The sequence below is a fragment of the Bacillus sp. 1NLA3E genome (genome assembly GCF_000242895.2).
GTDB lineage: Bacteria > Bacillota > Bacilli > Bacillales > Cytobacillaceae > Bacillus_BU.
On sequence record NC_021171.1, the window covers coordinates 851,316 to 866,812 of the forward strand.

Sequence of the window (15,497 nt, forward strand, 5' to 3'; positions counted from 1 at the left end):
TCCGCGGGGCGGGCGCTGAGCCTCCTCGTCGCTAAAGCTCCTGCGGGGTCTCACCTGTCCCGCTGCTCCCGCAGGAGTCTTCGCACCTTCCGCTCCAATCAACAAGGAGCAAATCAACCTAAAGAATTGCAACACACCTTATCCAACCTGGCTAAATGTGTTGCAATTTTTTTTATGTTTTGGCAGACTGCAGTAGGAGAGCCTGTTCACTTACATTCTTCAATCCCCGTAACCGGCAGTAGCGAAGCCCATGTAGCTCTTTTGAGTCTGCGAAGCTTCGCTCAATTTTTTCTTTTCTAAATTTATAAAGCATTTTTCCAGATTTAGATAAGCGATTCTCCTTTTCTTTTAATGGCTTTTTCCGTGTTTGATTCTATCCTCTTCTATTGCCTGTTTAGGTCATCAAAATATTCCCGAGTCCTTGAATTTCAAACCTAAAAACCAGCGGTAGGCGACAATTGTTCTTATTTCCCTTTCTAATTGACGTTCAGAACGAATGCCATAAAGATAACCAATATACATTATGTAAAAAGAATAAGGGGATCAGTAGGGCTTCCGTTATCATCGCTATAATAAAGACGGATTTTTTCAAGAAGAAACGAAAAATCGATTATTTTTCAATCAAGCCAAGAAGGTGATCGTCTGAAACTAATTTATCAATAGACACAAATTCATATTCACTTTGGTTAGACGCTTTTGGCTTAAACATTGATTTTACCACTTATTTTTATTATTTATTGGTTGAGTGGAAGATCTGTATTGGATCAACTTTGTTGATTGGAGTGGAGGACGCGAAGACTCCTGCGGGAGCAGCGGGACAGGTGAGACCCCGCAGGCGCTTTAGCGCCGAGGAGGCTCACCGCCCGCCCCGCGGAAAGCGAAGCGTCTGGAACGGAAATCAACAGACCTGTTGAAAAGCCTATATATTAATAACGTTATAACAAATTAACGCGAGATACGCTAAGTTTTTATTTGGTGTTCAATTGATAAATAGTTTTCGGTAGAACGTGCATTCGCTTTTACCAGATGCTAAAATGGAGAAAAGTAAAAAATACTGATACATAAAAATAGGTGACTACACTATAACACCAAAAATCGGAGGGGAAAATGAAAAAAGTAACTTTTATTCACGCAGCCGACCTTCATTTGGATAGCCCAATGGTGGGATTAAAACATTTACCCCAATCAATCTTTACTCGGCTTCAGGAAAGCACATTTACCGCATTTTCAAAAATTATCGATGCAGCGATTTTGCACCAAGTTGACTTTGTTATTTTAGGAGGGGATCTATTTGATGGGGAGGATCGCAGTATTCGAGCCCAAACCCGCTTTCGTAAGCAAATTGAAAGACTTTACGCTCAGCAAATTCCTGTTTTCATTGTACATGGGAATCATGATCATCTTGAAGGGAAATGGGCAAACATCCAAATGCCGCAAAACGCTTATATTTTCCCGGCTGATGTAGCAATAAAAACATTCATGACAAAAGACAAGACTACAGTATCCTTATATGGATTCAGTTATCCGCGCCGTCATGTTCTAGAAAGAAGAATTGACGATTACATAAAGGAAGAAGGCGCGGATTTTCATATTGGCATTTTACATGGGCATTTTGAAGGAAATAGTGATCATGGTCGATATGCCCCGTTTACTCTATCAGATTTGCTTGAAAAGCAATTTGATTATTGGGCGTTGGGACATATTCATAAGCGTACCCATTTATCCGAAGACCCCCCGGTTATTTACCCAGGAAATATTCAAGGAAGACATAGTAAGGAGACTGGGGAAAAAGGCTGTTATCTTGTCACCTTAACAGAAGCAAATACAAGCCTCGAGTTTATCTCCTCATCTGATGTCCTATGGGAAGATATTGAAGGTGATGCTACATCTGCAAATAGTGTAGACGATCTTTATCGGTTATCAAGAAATATTATCTCAGAGATGCGAAAAGAAGGACAAGGAATCCTAGTAACGATTAGGCTGAAAAATGTTTCCTTGATGGAAACTCAACAAGAACTTTTGTCCAGTGAAGAGTTATTAGAAACTCTACAGGATGATGAAAAAGACGAAGAGTCTATGTTTGTATGGCCAGTTGATTTATTCATAGAAGAGGCAAATCAATGGAATCGGGAACAAATGATTGGAGAAGCAGATTTTTATTCTGAACTATTTCAGTCAACGGATCATTATGAAAATAGTAAGAATTGCTTGTCACCATTATATCAACATTCCTCAGCACGAAAATATGTCACACTATTATCTGATCATGAACAGGAACAACTTATAAAGGATGCGGAAAGTATTTTAGTTCAATTATTAAAAAAAGGATAAAGAGAGGAGGGAATGATTCTGAAAATCAATGAAATCCATATATATGGATACGGTAAATTGGAAGATTTCATCGTGAAAAATTTAGATGATCTTAATATTTTCTATGGTGAAAATGAAGCTGGAAAATCAACCATTATGTCATTCATTCATAGCGTATTGTTCGGATTTCCGACAAGGCAGCAAACAGAATTGCGATATGAACCGAAAAAATTGGCTAAGTATGGTGGTCAGTTAATCGCCACTTTTCCATCAGGGAAGGCAGTGATTGAGCGTGTAAAAGGGAAGTCTACTGGCGATGTGAAAGTTTTGATGGAAGATGGCACCCAAGGTGGGGAAGAGCTATTGAAGGAACTCTTGTCGAATATGGATAAAAACCTGTTCCAATCGATTTTCTCCTTTAATCTCCATGGACTGCAAAATATTCAACAAATGAAAAATGGAGATTTAGGCAAATTCCTATTTTCAACAGGAACACTTGGTACGGACAGGTTGTTAGCAACGGAAACCTTTCTCCAGAAGCGGCTAGATTCACTTTATAAGCAAAGTGGAAAAAAGCCATTAATAAATGAAAAGTTGGCGGAGATTAAGCTACTCTCTCAGGATTTAAAAAAGGCTGAGCAGCATAATGACCAGTATTGGCAGTACCTTGAAGAAAAAGAAACATTAGAGGCAAAGTTAGCTCAATTACAACTTCAAACGAGCGAGCTACAAGGCCATTTCACGAGGATGCAGGAATGGAAACGACTGTTACCATTCATAAATGAAGAAAACGCTCTTCAGGATGAATGGGTGCAAATAGCCAATACCGAATTTCCAAACGATGGAATTAGTCATCTTGATGATTTAAAAAAAATGCTCATTCCATATGAGAATAAACTAGGAAGCTTAACTTCACGAATCAAGGATTTAGAAAATGAAATTAAAAATAGTGAACCTAATCCTGAGTTGTTAGCACATGAAGTAGCCATTTATACGGCAGTCGAAAATCTTCCTCTTTACGAGCAATTAAAGCAGGAAAGTAATCAACTGGCCTTAAACTTAACCGAGCTACATATGCAAATTTCTGAATTACAGCAGAATCTCCATATAGCTCTTGATGAAAGTATGGTGAAAAATAGTGATACAAGTGTGTTTATGAGAGAAAAAACGGCTGATGCACAAAGAAAGGAACAGCGATTAAAAGAGAAAAAGCAGGAGCTTGATGAACAATTTCAACAAACAAAGCAGGATCTTGAAGAAATGGAAGCGCAAATAGGCCATTATAATGAAATTTTATTATCAGACATGGAACGAGAAGAAGTTTTTCAGCAAAAAAGTTTAGCTGAGAACCGAAGCCAATACGAAAAAGAGCTAGCTGAAATACAGAATCAGAAACGAATGATAAATAACTTGCAGATTCAGGAAACACAGCAGGGCAAATTAAATAAACGACAAAGTTTACTTCAATTGGTGGTGTTAACCGGAATCTTTGCTCTTTTAGCAGGCTGGGGTTTTGTGGAGAAGCAATGGGTTGTTTTCGCAATTGCTATGGCTGGATTCCTTTATCTATTCATTTTTCGAAATAGAAAGCCTTCAGCACGAAAAGGTGATTTCCAAACGGAGTTAACCACATTAAAAGAAAAAGAAACCGTGTTGACAAATAAGCTTGATAGTACATTGACTAAAAGTTTAGATTCCATCGTCCAGCAATTGGCTGAGGACAATCAGCTTAGGGAAAAGCAAAACATCCTCAAAATAAAATGGGATCAAAGAAATGACCAATATGAAAAAATCCTTTTATCTTATGAGTTGTGGGAACAAGAATCGCGGTTACATCATCTCCTGCTTGTTGATTTAGGAAAAGAACTAGGGATTCCGAATGACATTGCCTTAACCTATGTTCACGATGCTTTTCTCTTAATTGAAAAACTAAAAGGTGTTTTTGCGGAAAAAAGGAAAGTAAGAGATCGGGAAAAGTTGGTTCTTGCAGAGCTGTTGGAGATTGAAGTTCGAATCAGAGACTTGGCAAAACAATTTTTACTAACAGAGCCGCCTCAACTTCAAAATGTGGCTTATTTACTTAGGCAAGAGCTTAAAAAACATCAGGAAATGCAGATTCATTATGAAAGTAGAAGAAAAAAGTTGGCTGATTTGATCGATGAATATAAGCAAAATCTTCATGAAAAAGAGCAGTTAAGGCAAGAGATTTCACGACTTTTCGAGCAGGCAAAGGTTGAATCAGAAGCGGATTTTCGAAATAAAGGGGCCATTGCTGAAAGAAAAAGGGGGATTGCCGATCGTTTGAATGAAATTCAGCGGCAATTAGCGTCTTCCTCCATTAGTTTAATTGATAGAGAGGAATTAAAATCCGTAAACAATCCTGACCAACAACTAAACTTACTTCTTGGCCAACAAGAAGAGTGTCAGCAGCAACTCATGAACCTTCAAGAACAATTGGCAGAGGTTAAATATCAAATTGTGTTACTTGAAGATGGTGGGACCTATGCTGAGCTACTGCATAAATTCAAGCACAAACAATCTGAATTGAATGATGATGCCAAGATTTGGGCGCGCTATGCTATTGCAAAAGATCTCCTTAGCAAAGCAGTGGAGCAATATAAAAATCAGCGCTTACCAAAAATGATTAAAAAGGCCGAAACCTTCCTTCGTTTTTTAACTGAAGATCGTTATATTCGGATTCATACCCCAAAGGAAGGAAGCAGTTTTGTAATTGAAAGCCGAGATCATACTCTATATGAACCAAATGAATTGAGCCAAGCAACATCAGAGCAAATCTATGTTTCATTGAGACTGGCATTAGCTACAACCTTATATGAAAAATATCAGTTCCCGATCATAATTGATGACAGTTTTGTTAATTTTGATCATATTCGTACCGGGAAGGTTATTCAACTATTAAACCAGTTACAAGGCCATCAAATTCTATTTTTTACCTGTCATCGCCATCTTCTGCCTTATTTTAATAAGGGGAAGGTGATTGAAATCAAGGAGCATTTAAGCACCTCCATGCAGTTTTAAAAGAGGGAGCAATCAATTCACAGTTATCCTATTACTAGATAGTAAATGGATATTTGAGGAAAAATATATATTGAAAAGGCTATGATATAATATTTTTAAAGATGGGAGTGAGGGGCTAATGACTAAAGGAATATTGCAATATGATGTAGGGGAACAAGTTGATGTATTTTTGTTGATAAAACATGTGACAAAAGGGGTTGCTAGCAACGGGAAGCCTTTTTTAACGCTAATATTGCAAGATCAAAGTGGAGAAATTGAGGCTAAGCTTTGGGATGCTTCTGAGACGGATGAGAAGAACTATTCTACAGAAAATATTGTTAAGGTTTCTGGTGATATATTAAGCTATCGTGGCAGAAATCAGTTGAGAATTCGTCAAATCAAGCCTTCTTTGCCTACGGATTCAGTTAAACTAGCAGATTTTCTTGTGACTGCTCCAGTTCACGTAGATGAAATGGGAGGGAAGCTTACTCAATATATTTTTGAAATGAAAAATCCAAATATCCAACGAATCACTAGGCATTTGTTAAAAAAACATAACCAAGAGTTTATGAAATATCCGGCTGCAACGAAAAACCATCATGAATTTGTTTCGGGACTTGCCTATCACGTTTGTTGTATGCTGGATTTAGCTAAAGTTATTGCGGGTCTTTACCCAAGCTTAGACAAGGATCTCCTGTATGCGGGAGTCATTCTTCATGATTTAGGGAAAGTATTCGAACTTTCGGGTCCCATTTCCACGACTTACACGGTTGAAGGGAATTTATTAGGACATATTTCAATTATGGTAAATGAAATTGGAAAGGCAGCCGATGAGCTCCAGATTTCAGGTGAAGAAGTCTTGATTCTCCAGCATTTAGTGTTATCCCATCATGGGAAAGCGGAGTGGGGGAGTCCGAAACCACCATTAATAAAAGAAGCTGAAATTCTTCATTATATTGATAATATTGATGCCAAGATGAATATGCTTGATCGGGCTCTTGACAGAGTGAAGCCAGGGGAATTTACTGAACGAGTATTTGCTCTAGACAATCGCTCTTTTTATAAACCGACCTTTCATAAATAAAATTTATCCGGTTGTATTTTCATCCGAAGTGTAAGGTGGAATATTTTTACTTGTAGAGCATAGAATGGAAGAAAAGATAGGACAACCATTCTATGCTTAAGAGGGTGAAAATAATGACAATCCCATTTTGGGTCTACTTCGTGGTAGCTGGGATCTTAATGAGCGCTTTTATGGCGATTAAAACCGGTAAAGAAGAAAGAATAATGGAGCAAGAAAACATCCAGCGAGAAGGCGAAATTTTTATGGAACGGCTCGAAAAGGAAAAGGAAGAGCGAAAACAGGATGTTGAGGATTTTAAGGATGCTGAGCAGGATGTTAAGTCAGTGGGATTATATTAGGAAAAAATAAGAAACCGGGGCCTATTATAAAAGGCACCCGGTTTTTATATTACTTAGTAGTGGTTGTTCCGTGAGTTAAAACGCCTTCAAGATCTTTATCTTGGATCTTAACGTTTGCTGCTTTTAACTCTTTATCAATTACCTTTTGGATTGTAGTTTGATCTAACTTAGATTGCTTAATTTCATAGGTTAAATCATCTTTAATTTCTTTTAATGGTTTTTTATCTTTTCTATCTGTTACTTGGATAACATGCCATCCATTTTCAGATTTAACTGGAGCGCTGATTTCGTCAATTTTTAGGGCATAGGCTGCTTTTTCAAACTCAGGAACCATAGCGCCTTCACCAAACCAACCTAAATCTCCCCCATTATCTTTTGAACCTGGGTCTGTTGAATATTTCGCAGCAAGGTCTTCAAACTTTTCGCCTGCAGCAAGCTTGCTTTTTACTTCATTTGCAGTAGCCTCATCAGCAACCAAAATATGGCGTGCCTTAATATATTTATAATGTGCTTGAAGTTCTTTATCAGTCACCTTAACTTCTTTTAAACTTGCTTTTTCAATCAAAAGCTGAGGTTTTAACACTTCTTTTAATTCTTTTTCATCTTTAATGTTGTTTTGAGCAAGAAGCATTTGGAAATTTGCACCGGCCTGGTCTTTAATTTCTTTGACCTTTTTGTCTAATTCTGTGTCGGTTACTTTGTATTTTTTTGAAAGGACTTTAGTGTATAAAAGCTCTTGTAGAGCCTGTTGACCATACTGATCCTTCATTGCTACATAAAGCTCGTCCTTCGTAATGTTACCAGCATCGGATTTTACTACAACATCTGAACTATTGCTGCTACAAGCAGTTAATCCGATAACGCCTGCCGCCAATGAAAGGGCTAATACCCATTTCTTCATGTTGAACAACTCCTAATTAGTAAATTCTGTGATTTTTTGACCACAGGTTTTACTATAACACAAATAGAAATAAGAGAAAAATTATTATCTTAAATCTCTGTGAATAAATTGAAAAATATAGGTATTTATCTTAGGCAAAAACAACGGGCCAACATATGATAATTTCGAAGAGAAAAAAGGGGGTAATGATTCCAAGGCCGAGACGATTCAAACATGTTAACCGAGGTATTCGACCTTCAGTTGTAAGAAAACTCTCATCAATAGAAAATTAGGTATATCAGGATACGTGCCTAAACGAAATGGTCCCATTTTGAATAGTATAAGGTAGCAAACTCAAAGGGGGTGTTAACATGGGTGCAGGATACGGCGGCGGTTTCGCATTAATCGTTGTACTATTTATTTTATTGATCATTGTTGGCGCAGCTTGGCTTTAATTCATTAACGGTAAACATGGGGTAATGTGGCCCCATGTTTTACTTGAAAAGGAGGAATTGTGATGTCCGGAGGACCTGGATTGTATGGTGGAGGGTTTGCCCTTTTAGTGGTACTCTTCATTCTTTTAATCATTATTGGTGCGTCTTGGTTATAAACATAATGTAGAAGTTTAATTTTTTAGAAAAAAAAATAATAAAGAGGCGGACGTTTAATGAATGATCTGTTTCCTAAGATGACACGTTTGTATTTGTAACAGTACCGTGTTCGGTTGTTGGATTCAGAATTTTATTAGGGTCAGCCTCTATTTTTTTTGGAAAATGGGAGCGCTGCTAAATTAATTGTTTTATTAAATTTGATTCAAAAATATACCAGTTTGTTCAATAAATTAACGATGTCTAGTGCTCACACCGCCTAATTAATTTTTATGCAAATAGGATTTCTACATAGGAAGAAATCAGTAATACCGTGGTTAATATATTAATGGTTCGAAAGACTGTAGGTTGACGTTCCGTAGGAATATCCTTTTGTAAACAAAGCGAATTAGTAAGGGTATTTATGTAGAATAGTATAAAAACTGAAAGCAAAATAAAAATGGAGATCAATTATGATTCCCTCCCCAAGTAATCTAGTTTGTATGTATTTTACAATAACGTATAAAAAAAAGAAAGTGATCAAGGTACTAATAGTGTAATTGAACGTGCAGAACTTACAAGGTAAATAAACATACATAGTGAAAAAATTGGTAATTCTGTGTTATAACTAAAGAGTTCATAGTTTTAAAAAGAGTCCTTTAACGGGTGAAAAGAGGTAAATTTTTATGACATATAATGCACTAATAGATAAAATAGTCCAGTTAGAATACCATCAAAAGCTGCTATTAAAAATGCTGAGTGATACGAAACTACAATTTTTTAAGCTTGTTATTGAAAAATCGTTGAGGGAAGCGGATGTAGATGCCTTCTTTAAACTTTGTGATCAATTGAGCAATGATTTGAAAGAACAGAAAGCGGAAGGCTTTGTTCATTTCAATCCGCTTTTTGATAAATTTAAAGTCAACCTACATCCTAACCTCCAAGCTGAAGACGTGATTAGGTCGTGTCTTGCCCAACAATTATTTACGCCTTTAATGACAGAATTTAAGAAGTATATCTAATTAGACGTATTCTTTTTCGATATTTGTTTCTCCATTTTCGGTATTGGATTCTCTTTTTTTGAGTTTCCCAGATTCCTCGGTGTAATCAAGTTCAATATTATTGAAGGATTTCTCAAAAATCTCCATAAAATCATCACCGTAAATGTTGCGAACAATTGCCATCATTTCGATAATATCAGGAAATTTCCCATATAACTCTTTTAATGGCATTGCTCCTGTAAACGTAGCATTCTGTTTAGGATCGTAGCTTTCCATTGAATCTAGTAAAATCTTTTCTCCTGCTTCTGTTAATTCTATATACGTATTTCTTTTGTCGCTTTCCTTTTTGGAAAACTTCAGTAAACCCCTTTCCTCAAGTTTTTTTGAAAAGTTAAAAGCTGTTGAAACGTGCATTACCCCAAATTTTGCAACGTCCGAGATAGAAGCCCCATGCAAATGGTAAGCAATCCATAAAATATGGTGCTCATTAATATTTAGGTCAAAAGGCTTTATCCATTGTTGCCAGTCCTTTTCCACAGACTTCCACAACGCTTTACTTAATTGGGCAATCCTTTGACTAAATAGCAATGCTTCCTTAATTGAATACTGTTTTTCTGCCATCCCCATTTTCACCTACTTTTTTATTTCTCTAATGATATTATGCCAATAAAACAAAAATTAATAAAGTAAATATACATAATTTTTAGAAATATTATATTTACTTACCCATTAATTTGCCAAACATTGTAAAATTTTTAAATTTTCACATTATATTCAAATTCGTTCTAAAAGTCAAAATTCCTTCTTTTTGGTTATGAATTATGTCACACTTGTTTTTACTTTTATATAAAATTTAATCTCAAACTGTAAATTTGAACTTTTTAACTCCTCATAGGGAGGAAGTAAAGGGCATAAATATAATTAAACACACCAACTAGTGACCAACAAAAAAGGAGTGGTTTTTTTGAATGGTGTAATCTTTTTTCTGTTTGCAATCAGTGTGATATTGATTGTTGGGATGTTTCATTTTCTATTAAAATCCCAACAATCGGGAGTATATCCCCCAAAACAATTGCTTAGGCAAAAGGCTGGGGCTCTCGGAGTTGGCGGAGTCCTTTTTTTTCTGATTGGTTTCCTTTTTTATCAGTTCATTTAATGATAGCGATGAGGGTAAATTCTAACATTATTAAAATAGGCTCTGTTAAACTAGAATGTTGATTTCCGCTCCAATCAACATTGTGCAAAAAATCAACATTGAGCTTTAACACAGCCTTAAAATAAGAAAAAAGAACCCGTTTAATAAACGGGTTCTGATAAATAGATATTTTAATTAAATGAGTGTTTTGAAACAGTAGTTCTCTTAACAATCGATGAAGCAATCGGATATAGGACAATCATTGTAACGGTGTTGAATGCTGCCGCAGGAAGAACCACTGCTGCAAATAAAGCAACAAATGGACCCGGAAGACCAACGATGAGACTTGCTGATCCAAGGAAAACAATACCAGAAACAATTGTCCCAATAGCTGTTAACACTGCAATGCTAATAAGTGAATTTTTGAATTTAGCAACTGCTAGAAACAACCCGAAAACAACAAAGGATGTAATTACTTTATCAATAATATTTGGAAACAAACCTCCAGGGAAGGTGGTTGTTAAACCAGAAATTATTCCAGTGACTAACCCTAATAGAAGTACACTTTTTTTGTCAGGGAATAAGAAAATCCCTAAAAACATCATTGTTAACATCATATCAGGCTTCATACCTAGAAAAAATCCGGGGATTACGGTGTGTAATACAGCACCAATTCCAACTAATAATGATAAGGCAACCAGGTTTTTCGTATTCAATTCTCATCTCTCCTCAACTTTTCTCAACTAATTTAGTTTACGACTCCTCCTGCAGTGCACTCATTGCCTACAGCGAAAAGCTTTATGCAATTATAGCATACTATCATAAAAAAGATAGTATAAAATACCTATTCGAATTTTTCTTGAAATGACTTCATAAATTCCGCTAATTTCACAACATGGTCTAATGGAACAGCGTTATAAATGGAGGCACGGCAACCACCGACAGAACGGTGACCGGCTAACCCGACGAAGCCAAGTTCTTTTGCTTGTGCTAGAAAAGCGGTTGTTGCTTCTTCTGTTGCTAGTGTAAAAGTAACATTCATTGATGAACGGCTATCCGGAGTTGCATGACCTTTATAAAAGCCATTGCTTCCGTCAATTACATCGTATAGAACTTTTGCCTTTTCTTCGTTCATTTTCTCTATCTCAGCGACTCCACCTAAAGAATCCACCCATTCTAAAACCAATGATAATAAATAAATTGCTAATGTTGGTGGGGTGTTATAAAGAGAATTATTACCGGCGTGAGTTTGATAGTTCAACATAGTTGGGAGGTCATCACTTGATTGAGCCAACAAATCTTTTCGGATGATCACGACAGTTACGCCTGAAGGACCAAGGTTTTTCTGAGCGCCAGCATAGATAAGTCCAAATTTATTTACATCAATTGGCTTACACAGGATATCGCTTGACATGTCAGCGATTAATGGAGCACCCACAACCTCTGGGAAGTTATGCCATTGAGTGCCGTAAATCGTATTATTACTAGTAATATGGAGATAGGCAGCATTGTCGTCAAGTTCAACCTTATCAAGCTTTGGAATGGAACGATAATTGTTTTCTTTACCAGATGCGGTAACGGCCGTTTGGCCTAATTTTTTTGCTTCCTTTAGAGCCTTTTCGGACCATGAGCCTGTTAATACATAATTTCCAACTTTCTCTTTTGGAAGGAGATTCATAGGAATCATGGTAAACTGCAAGCTTGCTCCACCTTGTAAAAATAGGATTTCATAATCATCTGAGATCGAAAGTAACTTACGAAGAAGTCCTATTGCTTTATTATGGACCATTTCGTAATCTTTGCTGCGATGGCTTAACTCCATCACGGCCATGCCTGAATCATTAAAGTTTAACCACTCCTGTTGGGCTTTGTTTAATACGTCTAGTGGTAAAGCGGCTGGACCCGCATTAAAATTGTAGGCGCGTTTCATCATTATTCCTCCTATATTTTTATTAATTGTGACAAATTTCATGCTCTTATCGTACCAAAAAAAGAGATTATTCGTCATTAGAAAATTAAAAATATTAAACTTTTTTAATGGAAAAGGGACAAAACGCTATATTTACACAAAAAATAGACTTCTAAATATTGCTAGAAGTCCAATCTAATGATGGAATTATAAATGTTTGCCGATGCCTGAAGCGATGTCTTGCAGGTCCTTGGAAGTATAATCTTCATCGTGAGTTTTCCAAACAGCTCCAAATCCGTCCCCTTGACCGTATCTTGGAATCAAATGGATATGAAAATGGAACACAGATTGGCCTGCTAATTCGCCATTATTATTTACGACATTCAAGCCGATTGGATTAAATTCTTCTTTAATCGCATTTGTGATGGCTGGGACAGCCTCAAAAACGTTTTTGGCAATATCTGGAGTCAATTCAAACACATTCTCTTTATGTATTTTTGGGATGACTAAAGTGTGTCCTTTGGTTACTTGACTGATATCGAGAAAGGCAAAAACATGTTCATTTTCAAAGACCTTCGCCGCCGGAATTTCACCATTGGCAATTTTACAAAAAATACAATCACTCATATTCTACACCCTTTCTACTGTTGCATCATTTATGAGTATTTTACCATAAATAATACCAATTCCAAAAAGAAAGACAGGATCCGCTTGGAATCCTGCCTCCTGAAGGGGGGTATTTCATCACATCGTTTAATTCAGGTTAGTTTCTGCGACAAACACCTCATTTATTTTTTAAAATGAATGAAAAGTGTTCCGGAAATGGACTGATTGTTTACGTTGTTCAAGCTAACCATCCCCTAACTTTTATAAGTTTTCTCAACGTATTAAAGTGGATTGATGGAGTCTTTAACAAACACCTCATTTAAAAATGTGAGTTTTAATGCACAAATATGATTCGGTGTATTGACGTAAATTTAGCACATGTGTGCAATATAACCATCCCCTATACGGAAAGTCCTGATACTAACGAAGGTAAATGAACGGGTCTTTAACAACCACCTCATCCGATTATGGAGAATTTAACGCCACATTGAATGTTTACCCCTTCATAAATTAGAATGTCCCAATTTTGAAAAGAATATCCTTCTTGTAATAAAAAATTATCTAGCTTGATGAACCTTGATAAAAGATAGTATGGAATGAAGGGGAACTTTGGTAAAATGAACATAACACATAAGGGAAGGGCGTTTGGATATGTCTTTGCTCAAAATTCAAAATATAACAGGAGGGTATACCCGGAATCCTGTTTTAAAAGATGTTTCATTTGAAGTAAAAGCTCGGGAATTGGTCGGTTTAATTGGTTTAAATGGTGCTGGAAAAAGTACAACCATTAAGCATGTAATCGGGTTGATGGAGCCTAAAAGTGGAGAAATTACGATAAATGGAAGTACTTTTACTAAAAATAAAGAAAATTATCGAAAACAATTTAGTTTTATTCCGGAAACGCCCATTTTATATGATGAATTAACTTTGGAAGAGCATTTAAAACTAACGGCCATGGCATATGGTTTAGAAGAGACTGTCTATAAGGAGCGCGTAAGTTTTCTGCTCGAGGAGTTTCGGATGAAAAAAAGATTAAAATGGTTTCCCTCTCATTTCTCAAAAGGAATGAAACAAAAAGTGATGATTATGTGCGCTTTTCTTGTCCAGCCAAATTTATATATTGTAGATGAGCCCTTTCTCGGTTTGGACCCGTTGGGGATTCAATCCTTACTTGATTTAATGAAAAAAATGAAGGAGAGTGGGGCTGGAATTTTGATGTCCACTCACATTTTAGCTACTGCAGAACGGTACTGTGATCGGTTCATCATCTTACATAATGGGACGGTTAAGGCCCAAGGAACTTTATCGGAGCTACAAGAGCAATTTAGAATGCCTGGCTCAAGTCTGGATGATCTATATATTCAACTGACAAAGGAAGAAGATTATGTTTGATGAAGGCAAGTTGTGGAAAGAAAGGTTGGCATGGACAAGTAAGGAATTAGCGCGTTATCTCCGTTATATTTTTACAGGACATCTAGTTATCGTTTTCATGTTTTTGTTAGGGAGCGGGGCATATTATTATCAGGAATACGTAAAGAATCTGCAACCAGATTTTCCTGCGGCTTTAATAATGGCAACAATCATCGGGATTTTTTTAACATATAGTCCAATCTATACGTTCCTGCTCGAGGCGGACAGAATATTTTTGCTCCCTCTAGAGAGTAAGCTTTCTAGTTATTTCAAAAAATCAATCAGCATTAGTTTTGTCATCCAAATTTACATTCTTTTGATGGTTCTTGCGATTTTTATGCCGATTTATGTACAAGTATATCAAGGAAGCTTTCAGTCTTTTTTCATATTTTTACGTGTAATTGCCTTGATTAAATTCTGGAATCTTCTACAGCGTTGGCAAATTCAGCATTATGTTAATCCACAGATTCACTTGGCTGATACCGTCGTTCGCTACTGTTTGAATGTCTTATCTTTATATTTCCTATTTACGAACGGGATTATTTGGATGGGTGGGATGATCCTCATTTTGATCATTATTTTTGGTATATTCCGGATGCAAACGAAAGAAATGGGTCTGAAGTGGGAGTACTTGATTGATCTTGAGGAAAAGAGAATGACTTCCTTTTATCGAATTGCCAATTTGTTTACGGATGTGCCTAAATTTAAGGACAGGGTAAAGCGGCGGAGATGGCTTGATTGGATTTTAGGGTGGATTTCGTTTAGAAGTGGTAATACCTATTTATTTCTTTATATGAGATCATTTTTACGGGCAGGCGATTATTTTGGTTTGTTTGTAAGATTAACGGTGATCGGTGCAGCTGCTTTATATTTAGTTTCGTTTGGTTTTGGTCAAATCCTTTTGGTACTGCTGTTCATTTATTTGATCGGTTTTCAATTGTTACCATTGGCAAATCATCATCAAAATAAAATTTGGGTTTCCTTATATCCTATAGATAACCATTTGAAGGAAAAATCCTTTTTGAAACTTTTATTTGTGATTTTGTTCCTCGATAGTGTGATCATGTCGTTTGTTTTGTTATTGAAAGGCGATGTTGTCGTAAGCCTAGCCTCACTAGTCTGTGGAATTGTCTTTAGTCTCTACTTTGTTTTCAGTTTCAGCAAAAAGAGATTGAAGCTATCATAATGATTTCCCCCTTTTGATTTTTTCAAAAAGGGG

General features: G+C 36.5%; 17 protein-coding genes and 1 pseudogene. 10 read left to right on the plus strand and 8 right to left on the minus strand.

The annotated features are described in order from the left end of the window. Positions 1 to 113: 113 nt before the first annotated feature. Positions 114 to 319: pseudogene (locus B1NLA3E_RS25530) on the minus strand (transposase); the annotation flags it as partial. 83 nt (positions 320 to 402) lie between these two features. Beyond that, positions 403 to 522, minus strand: a complete 120-nt coding sequence (locus B1NLA3E_RS25950) for a transposase (RefSeq protein WP_236619604.1) — start codon at positions 520 to 522, stop codon at positions 403 to 405. Positions 523 to 1,107: 585 nt separating this feature from the next. Between B1NLA3E_RS25950 and B1NLA3E_RS04245 the strand changes: the two genes are divergently transcribed. The 4 genes from B1NLA3E_RS04245 (at position 1,108) to B1NLA3E_RS04260 (ending at position 6,750) form a co-directional block, all read left to right on the plus strand. After that, positions 1,108 to 2,331: a metallophosphoesterase family protein gene (locus B1NLA3E_RS04245; protein WP_015592605.1), complete on the plus strand. Its 1,224-nt coding sequence runs from the start codon at positions 1,108 to 1,110 to the stop codon at positions 2,329 to 2,331. A 12-nt stretch (positions 2,332 to 2,343) separates the two neighbouring features. Then, positions 2,344 to 5,349 carry an ATP-binding protein gene (locus tag B1NLA3E_RS04250; RefSeq protein WP_015592606.1) on the plus strand — a complete coding sequence of 1,002 codons (3,006 nt, stop codon included), beginning with the start codon at positions 2,344 to 2,346 and terminating at the stop codon, positions 5,347 to 5,349. Positions 5,350 to 5,467: 118 nt separating this feature from the next. Further along, positions 5,468 to 6,412 carry a 3'-5' exoribonuclease YhaM gene (yhaM, locus tag B1NLA3E_RS04255; RefSeq protein ID WP_015592607.1) on the plus strand — a complete coding sequence of 315 codons (945 nt, stop codon included), beginning with the start codon at positions 5,468 to 5,470 and terminating at the stop codon, positions 6,410 to 6,412. 113 nt (positions 6,413 to 6,525) lie between these two features. Next, entirely contained in the window at positions 6,526 to 6,750 is a 225-nt protein-coding gene (locus B1NLA3E_RS04260) for a sporulation YhaL family protein (RefSeq protein WP_041580293.1), read from the plus strand. 49 nt (positions 6,751 to 6,799) lie between these two features. On the opposite strand, the gene B1NLA3E_RS04265 is transcribed toward B1NLA3E_RS04260, so the two are convergent. Continuing rightward, on the minus strand, positions 6,800 to 7,651 hold the full coding sequence (locus B1NLA3E_RS04265; RefSeq protein ID WP_015592609.1) for a peptidylprolyl isomerase: 852 nt from the start codon (positions 7,649 to 7,651) through the stop codon (positions 6,800 to 6,802). Positions 7,652 to 8,001: 350 nt separating this feature from the next. Here B1NLA3E_RS04265 and B1NLA3E_RS23610 point away from each other — a divergent pair, with 350 nt between their 5' ends. Both B1NLA3E_RS23610 and B1NLA3E_RS04270 read left to right on the plus strand, forming a co-directional pair. Next, entirely contained in the window at positions 8,002 to 8,085 is an 84-nt protein-coding gene (locus tag B1NLA3E_RS23610) for a YjcZ family sporulation protein (RefSeq protein ID WP_064503397.1), read from the plus strand. Positions 8,086 to 8,147: 62 nt separating this feature from the next. Then, positions 8,148 to 8,240: a YjcZ family sporulation protein gene (locus tag B1NLA3E_RS04270; protein ID WP_041580294.1), complete on the plus strand. Its 93-nt coding sequence runs from the start codon at positions 8,148 to 8,150 to the stop codon at positions 8,238 to 8,240. 268 nt (positions 8,241 to 8,508) lie between these two features. Here the strand turns inward: B1NLA3E_RS04270 and B1NLA3E_RS25540 are convergent, their stop codons facing one another. Beyond that, positions 8,509 to 8,688, minus strand: coding sequence for a hypothetical protein (locus B1NLA3E_RS25540; RefSeq protein ID WP_083935050.1), 180 nt, complete (start codon positions 8,686 to 8,688; stop codon positions 8,509 to 8,511). A gap of 215 nt (positions 8,689 to 8,903) precedes the next feature. Between B1NLA3E_RS25540 and B1NLA3E_RS04275 the strand changes: the two genes are divergently transcribed. Beyond that, positions 8,904 to 9,239, plus strand: a complete 336-nt coding sequence (locus tag B1NLA3E_RS04275) for a YhaI family protein (RefSeq protein WP_015592610.1) — start codon at positions 8,904 to 8,906, stop codon at positions 9,237 to 9,239. Here B1NLA3E_RS04275 and B1NLA3E_RS04280 read toward each other — a convergent pair whose 3' ends face one another. Further along, the gene (locus B1NLA3E_RS04280) at positions 9,240 to 9,839 is read right to left on the minus strand and encodes an HTH-type transcriptional regulator Hpr (RefSeq protein ID WP_051120122.1); all 600 of its coding nucleotides are present in this window, start codon (positions 9,837 to 9,839) and stop codon (positions 9,240 to 9,242) included. Between the two features lie 334 nt (positions 9,840 to 10,173). Here B1NLA3E_RS04280 and B1NLA3E_RS04285 point away from each other — a divergent pair, with 334 nt between their 5' ends. After that, positions 10,174 to 10,374, plus strand: coding sequence for a hypothetical protein (locus B1NLA3E_RS04285; protein ID WP_442852655.1), 201 nt, complete (start codon positions 10,174 to 10,176; stop codon positions 10,372 to 10,374). Positions 10,375 to 10,544: 170 nt separating this feature from the next. Here B1NLA3E_RS04285 and B1NLA3E_RS04290 read toward each other — a convergent pair whose 3' ends face one another. From B1NLA3E_RS04290 to B1NLA3E_RS04300, 3 genes are all read right to left on the minus strand, one after another. Further along, positions 10,545 to 11,069, minus strand: coding sequence for a tryptophan transporter (locus tag B1NLA3E_RS04290; RefSeq protein WP_015592613.1), 525 nt, complete (start codon positions 11,067 to 11,069; stop codon positions 10,545 to 10,547). 128 nt (positions 11,070 to 11,197) lie between these two features. Then, positions 11,198 to 12,283 (minus strand): 3-phosphoserine/phosphohydroxythreonine transaminase, encoded by a 1,086-nt coding sequence (serC, locus tag B1NLA3E_RS04295; RefSeq protein ID WP_015592614.1) that lies wholly within the window; start codon positions 12,281 to 12,283, stop codon positions 11,198 to 11,200. Between the two features lie 186 nt (positions 12,284 to 12,469). Next, a complete protein-coding gene (locus B1NLA3E_RS04300; protein ID WP_015592615.1) occupies positions 12,470 to 12,889 on the minus strand; it encodes an HIT family protein in 420 nt (139 codons plus the stop codon). Positions 12,890 to 13,519: 630 nt separating this feature from the next. Between B1NLA3E_RS04300 and B1NLA3E_RS04305 the strand changes: the two genes are divergently transcribed. Next, positions 13,520 to 14,260 (plus strand): ABC transporter ATP-binding protein, encoded by a 741-nt coding sequence (locus B1NLA3E_RS04305; protein WP_041580295.1) that lies wholly within the window; start codon positions 13,520 to 13,522, stop codon positions 14,258 to 14,260. After that, on the plus strand, positions 14,253 to 15,464 hold the full coding sequence (locus B1NLA3E_RS04310) for an ABC transporter permease (RefSeq protein WP_015592617.1): 1,212 nt from the start codon (positions 14,253 to 14,255) through the stop codon (positions 15,462 to 15,464). The genes B1NLA3E_RS04305 and B1NLA3E_RS04310 overlap by 8 nt, the downstream gene beginning before the upstream one ends. The last annotated feature ends 33 nt before the right edge of the window (positions 15,465 to 15,497 follow it).

Excerpts from the sequence above, each read along its gene's own strand:
- B1NLA3E_RS25950 (WP_236619604.1), bottom strand. The coding sequence starts at position 522 with ATGTATATTGGTTATCTTTATGGCATTCGTTCTGAACGTCAATTAGAA.
- B1NLA3E_RS04245 (WP_015592605.1), top strand. The coding sequence starts at position 1,108 with ATGAAAAAAGTAACTTTTATTCACGCAGCCGACCTTCATTTGGATAGC.
- B1NLA3E_RS04250 (WP_015592606.1), top strand. The coding sequence starts at position 2,344 with ATGATTCTGAAAATCAATGAAATCCATATATATGGATACGGTAAATTG.
- yhaM (WP_015592607.1), top strand. The coding sequence starts at position 5,468 with ATGACTAAAGGAATATTGCAATATGATGTAGGGGAACAAGTTGATGTA.
- B1NLA3E_RS04260 (WP_041580293.1), top strand. The coding sequence starts at position 6,526 with ATGACAATCCCATTTTGGGTCTACTTCGTGGTAGCTGGGATCTTAATG.
- B1NLA3E_RS04265 (WP_015592609.1), bottom strand. The coding sequence starts at position 7,651 with ATGAAGAAATGGGTATTAGCCCTTTCATTGGCGGCAGGCGTTATCGGA.
- B1NLA3E_RS23610 (WP_064503397.1), top strand. The coding sequence starts at position 8,002 with ATGGGTGCAGGATACGGCGGCGGTTTCGCATTAATCGTTGTACTATTT.
- B1NLA3E_RS04270 (WP_041580294.1), top strand. The coding sequence starts at position 8,148 with ATGTCCGGAGGACCTGGATTGTATGGTGGAGGGTTTGCCCTTTTAGTG.
- B1NLA3E_RS04275 (WP_015592610.1), top strand. The coding sequence starts at position 8,904 with ATGACATATAATGCACTAATAGATAAAATAGTCCAGTTAGAATACCAT.
- B1NLA3E_RS04280 (WP_051120122.1), bottom strand. The coding sequence starts at position 9,839 with ATGGCAGAAAAACAGTATTCAATTAAGGAAGCATTGCTATTTAGTCAA.
- serC (WP_015592614.1), bottom strand. The coding sequence starts at position 12,283 with ATGAAACGCGCCTACAATTTTAATGCGGGTCCAGCCGCTTTACCACTA.
- B1NLA3E_RS04300 (WP_015592615.1), bottom strand. The coding sequence starts at position 12,889 with ATGAGTGATTGTATTTTTTGTAAAATTGCCAATGGTGAAATTCCGGCG.
- B1NLA3E_RS04305 (WP_041580295.1), top strand. The coding sequence starts at position 13,520 with ATGTCTTTGCTCAAAATTCAAAATATAACAGGAGGGTATACCCGGAAT.
- B1NLA3E_RS04310 (WP_015592617.1), top strand. The coding sequence starts at position 14,253 with ATGTTTGATGAAGGCAAGTTGTGGAAAGAAAGGTTGGCATGGACAAGT.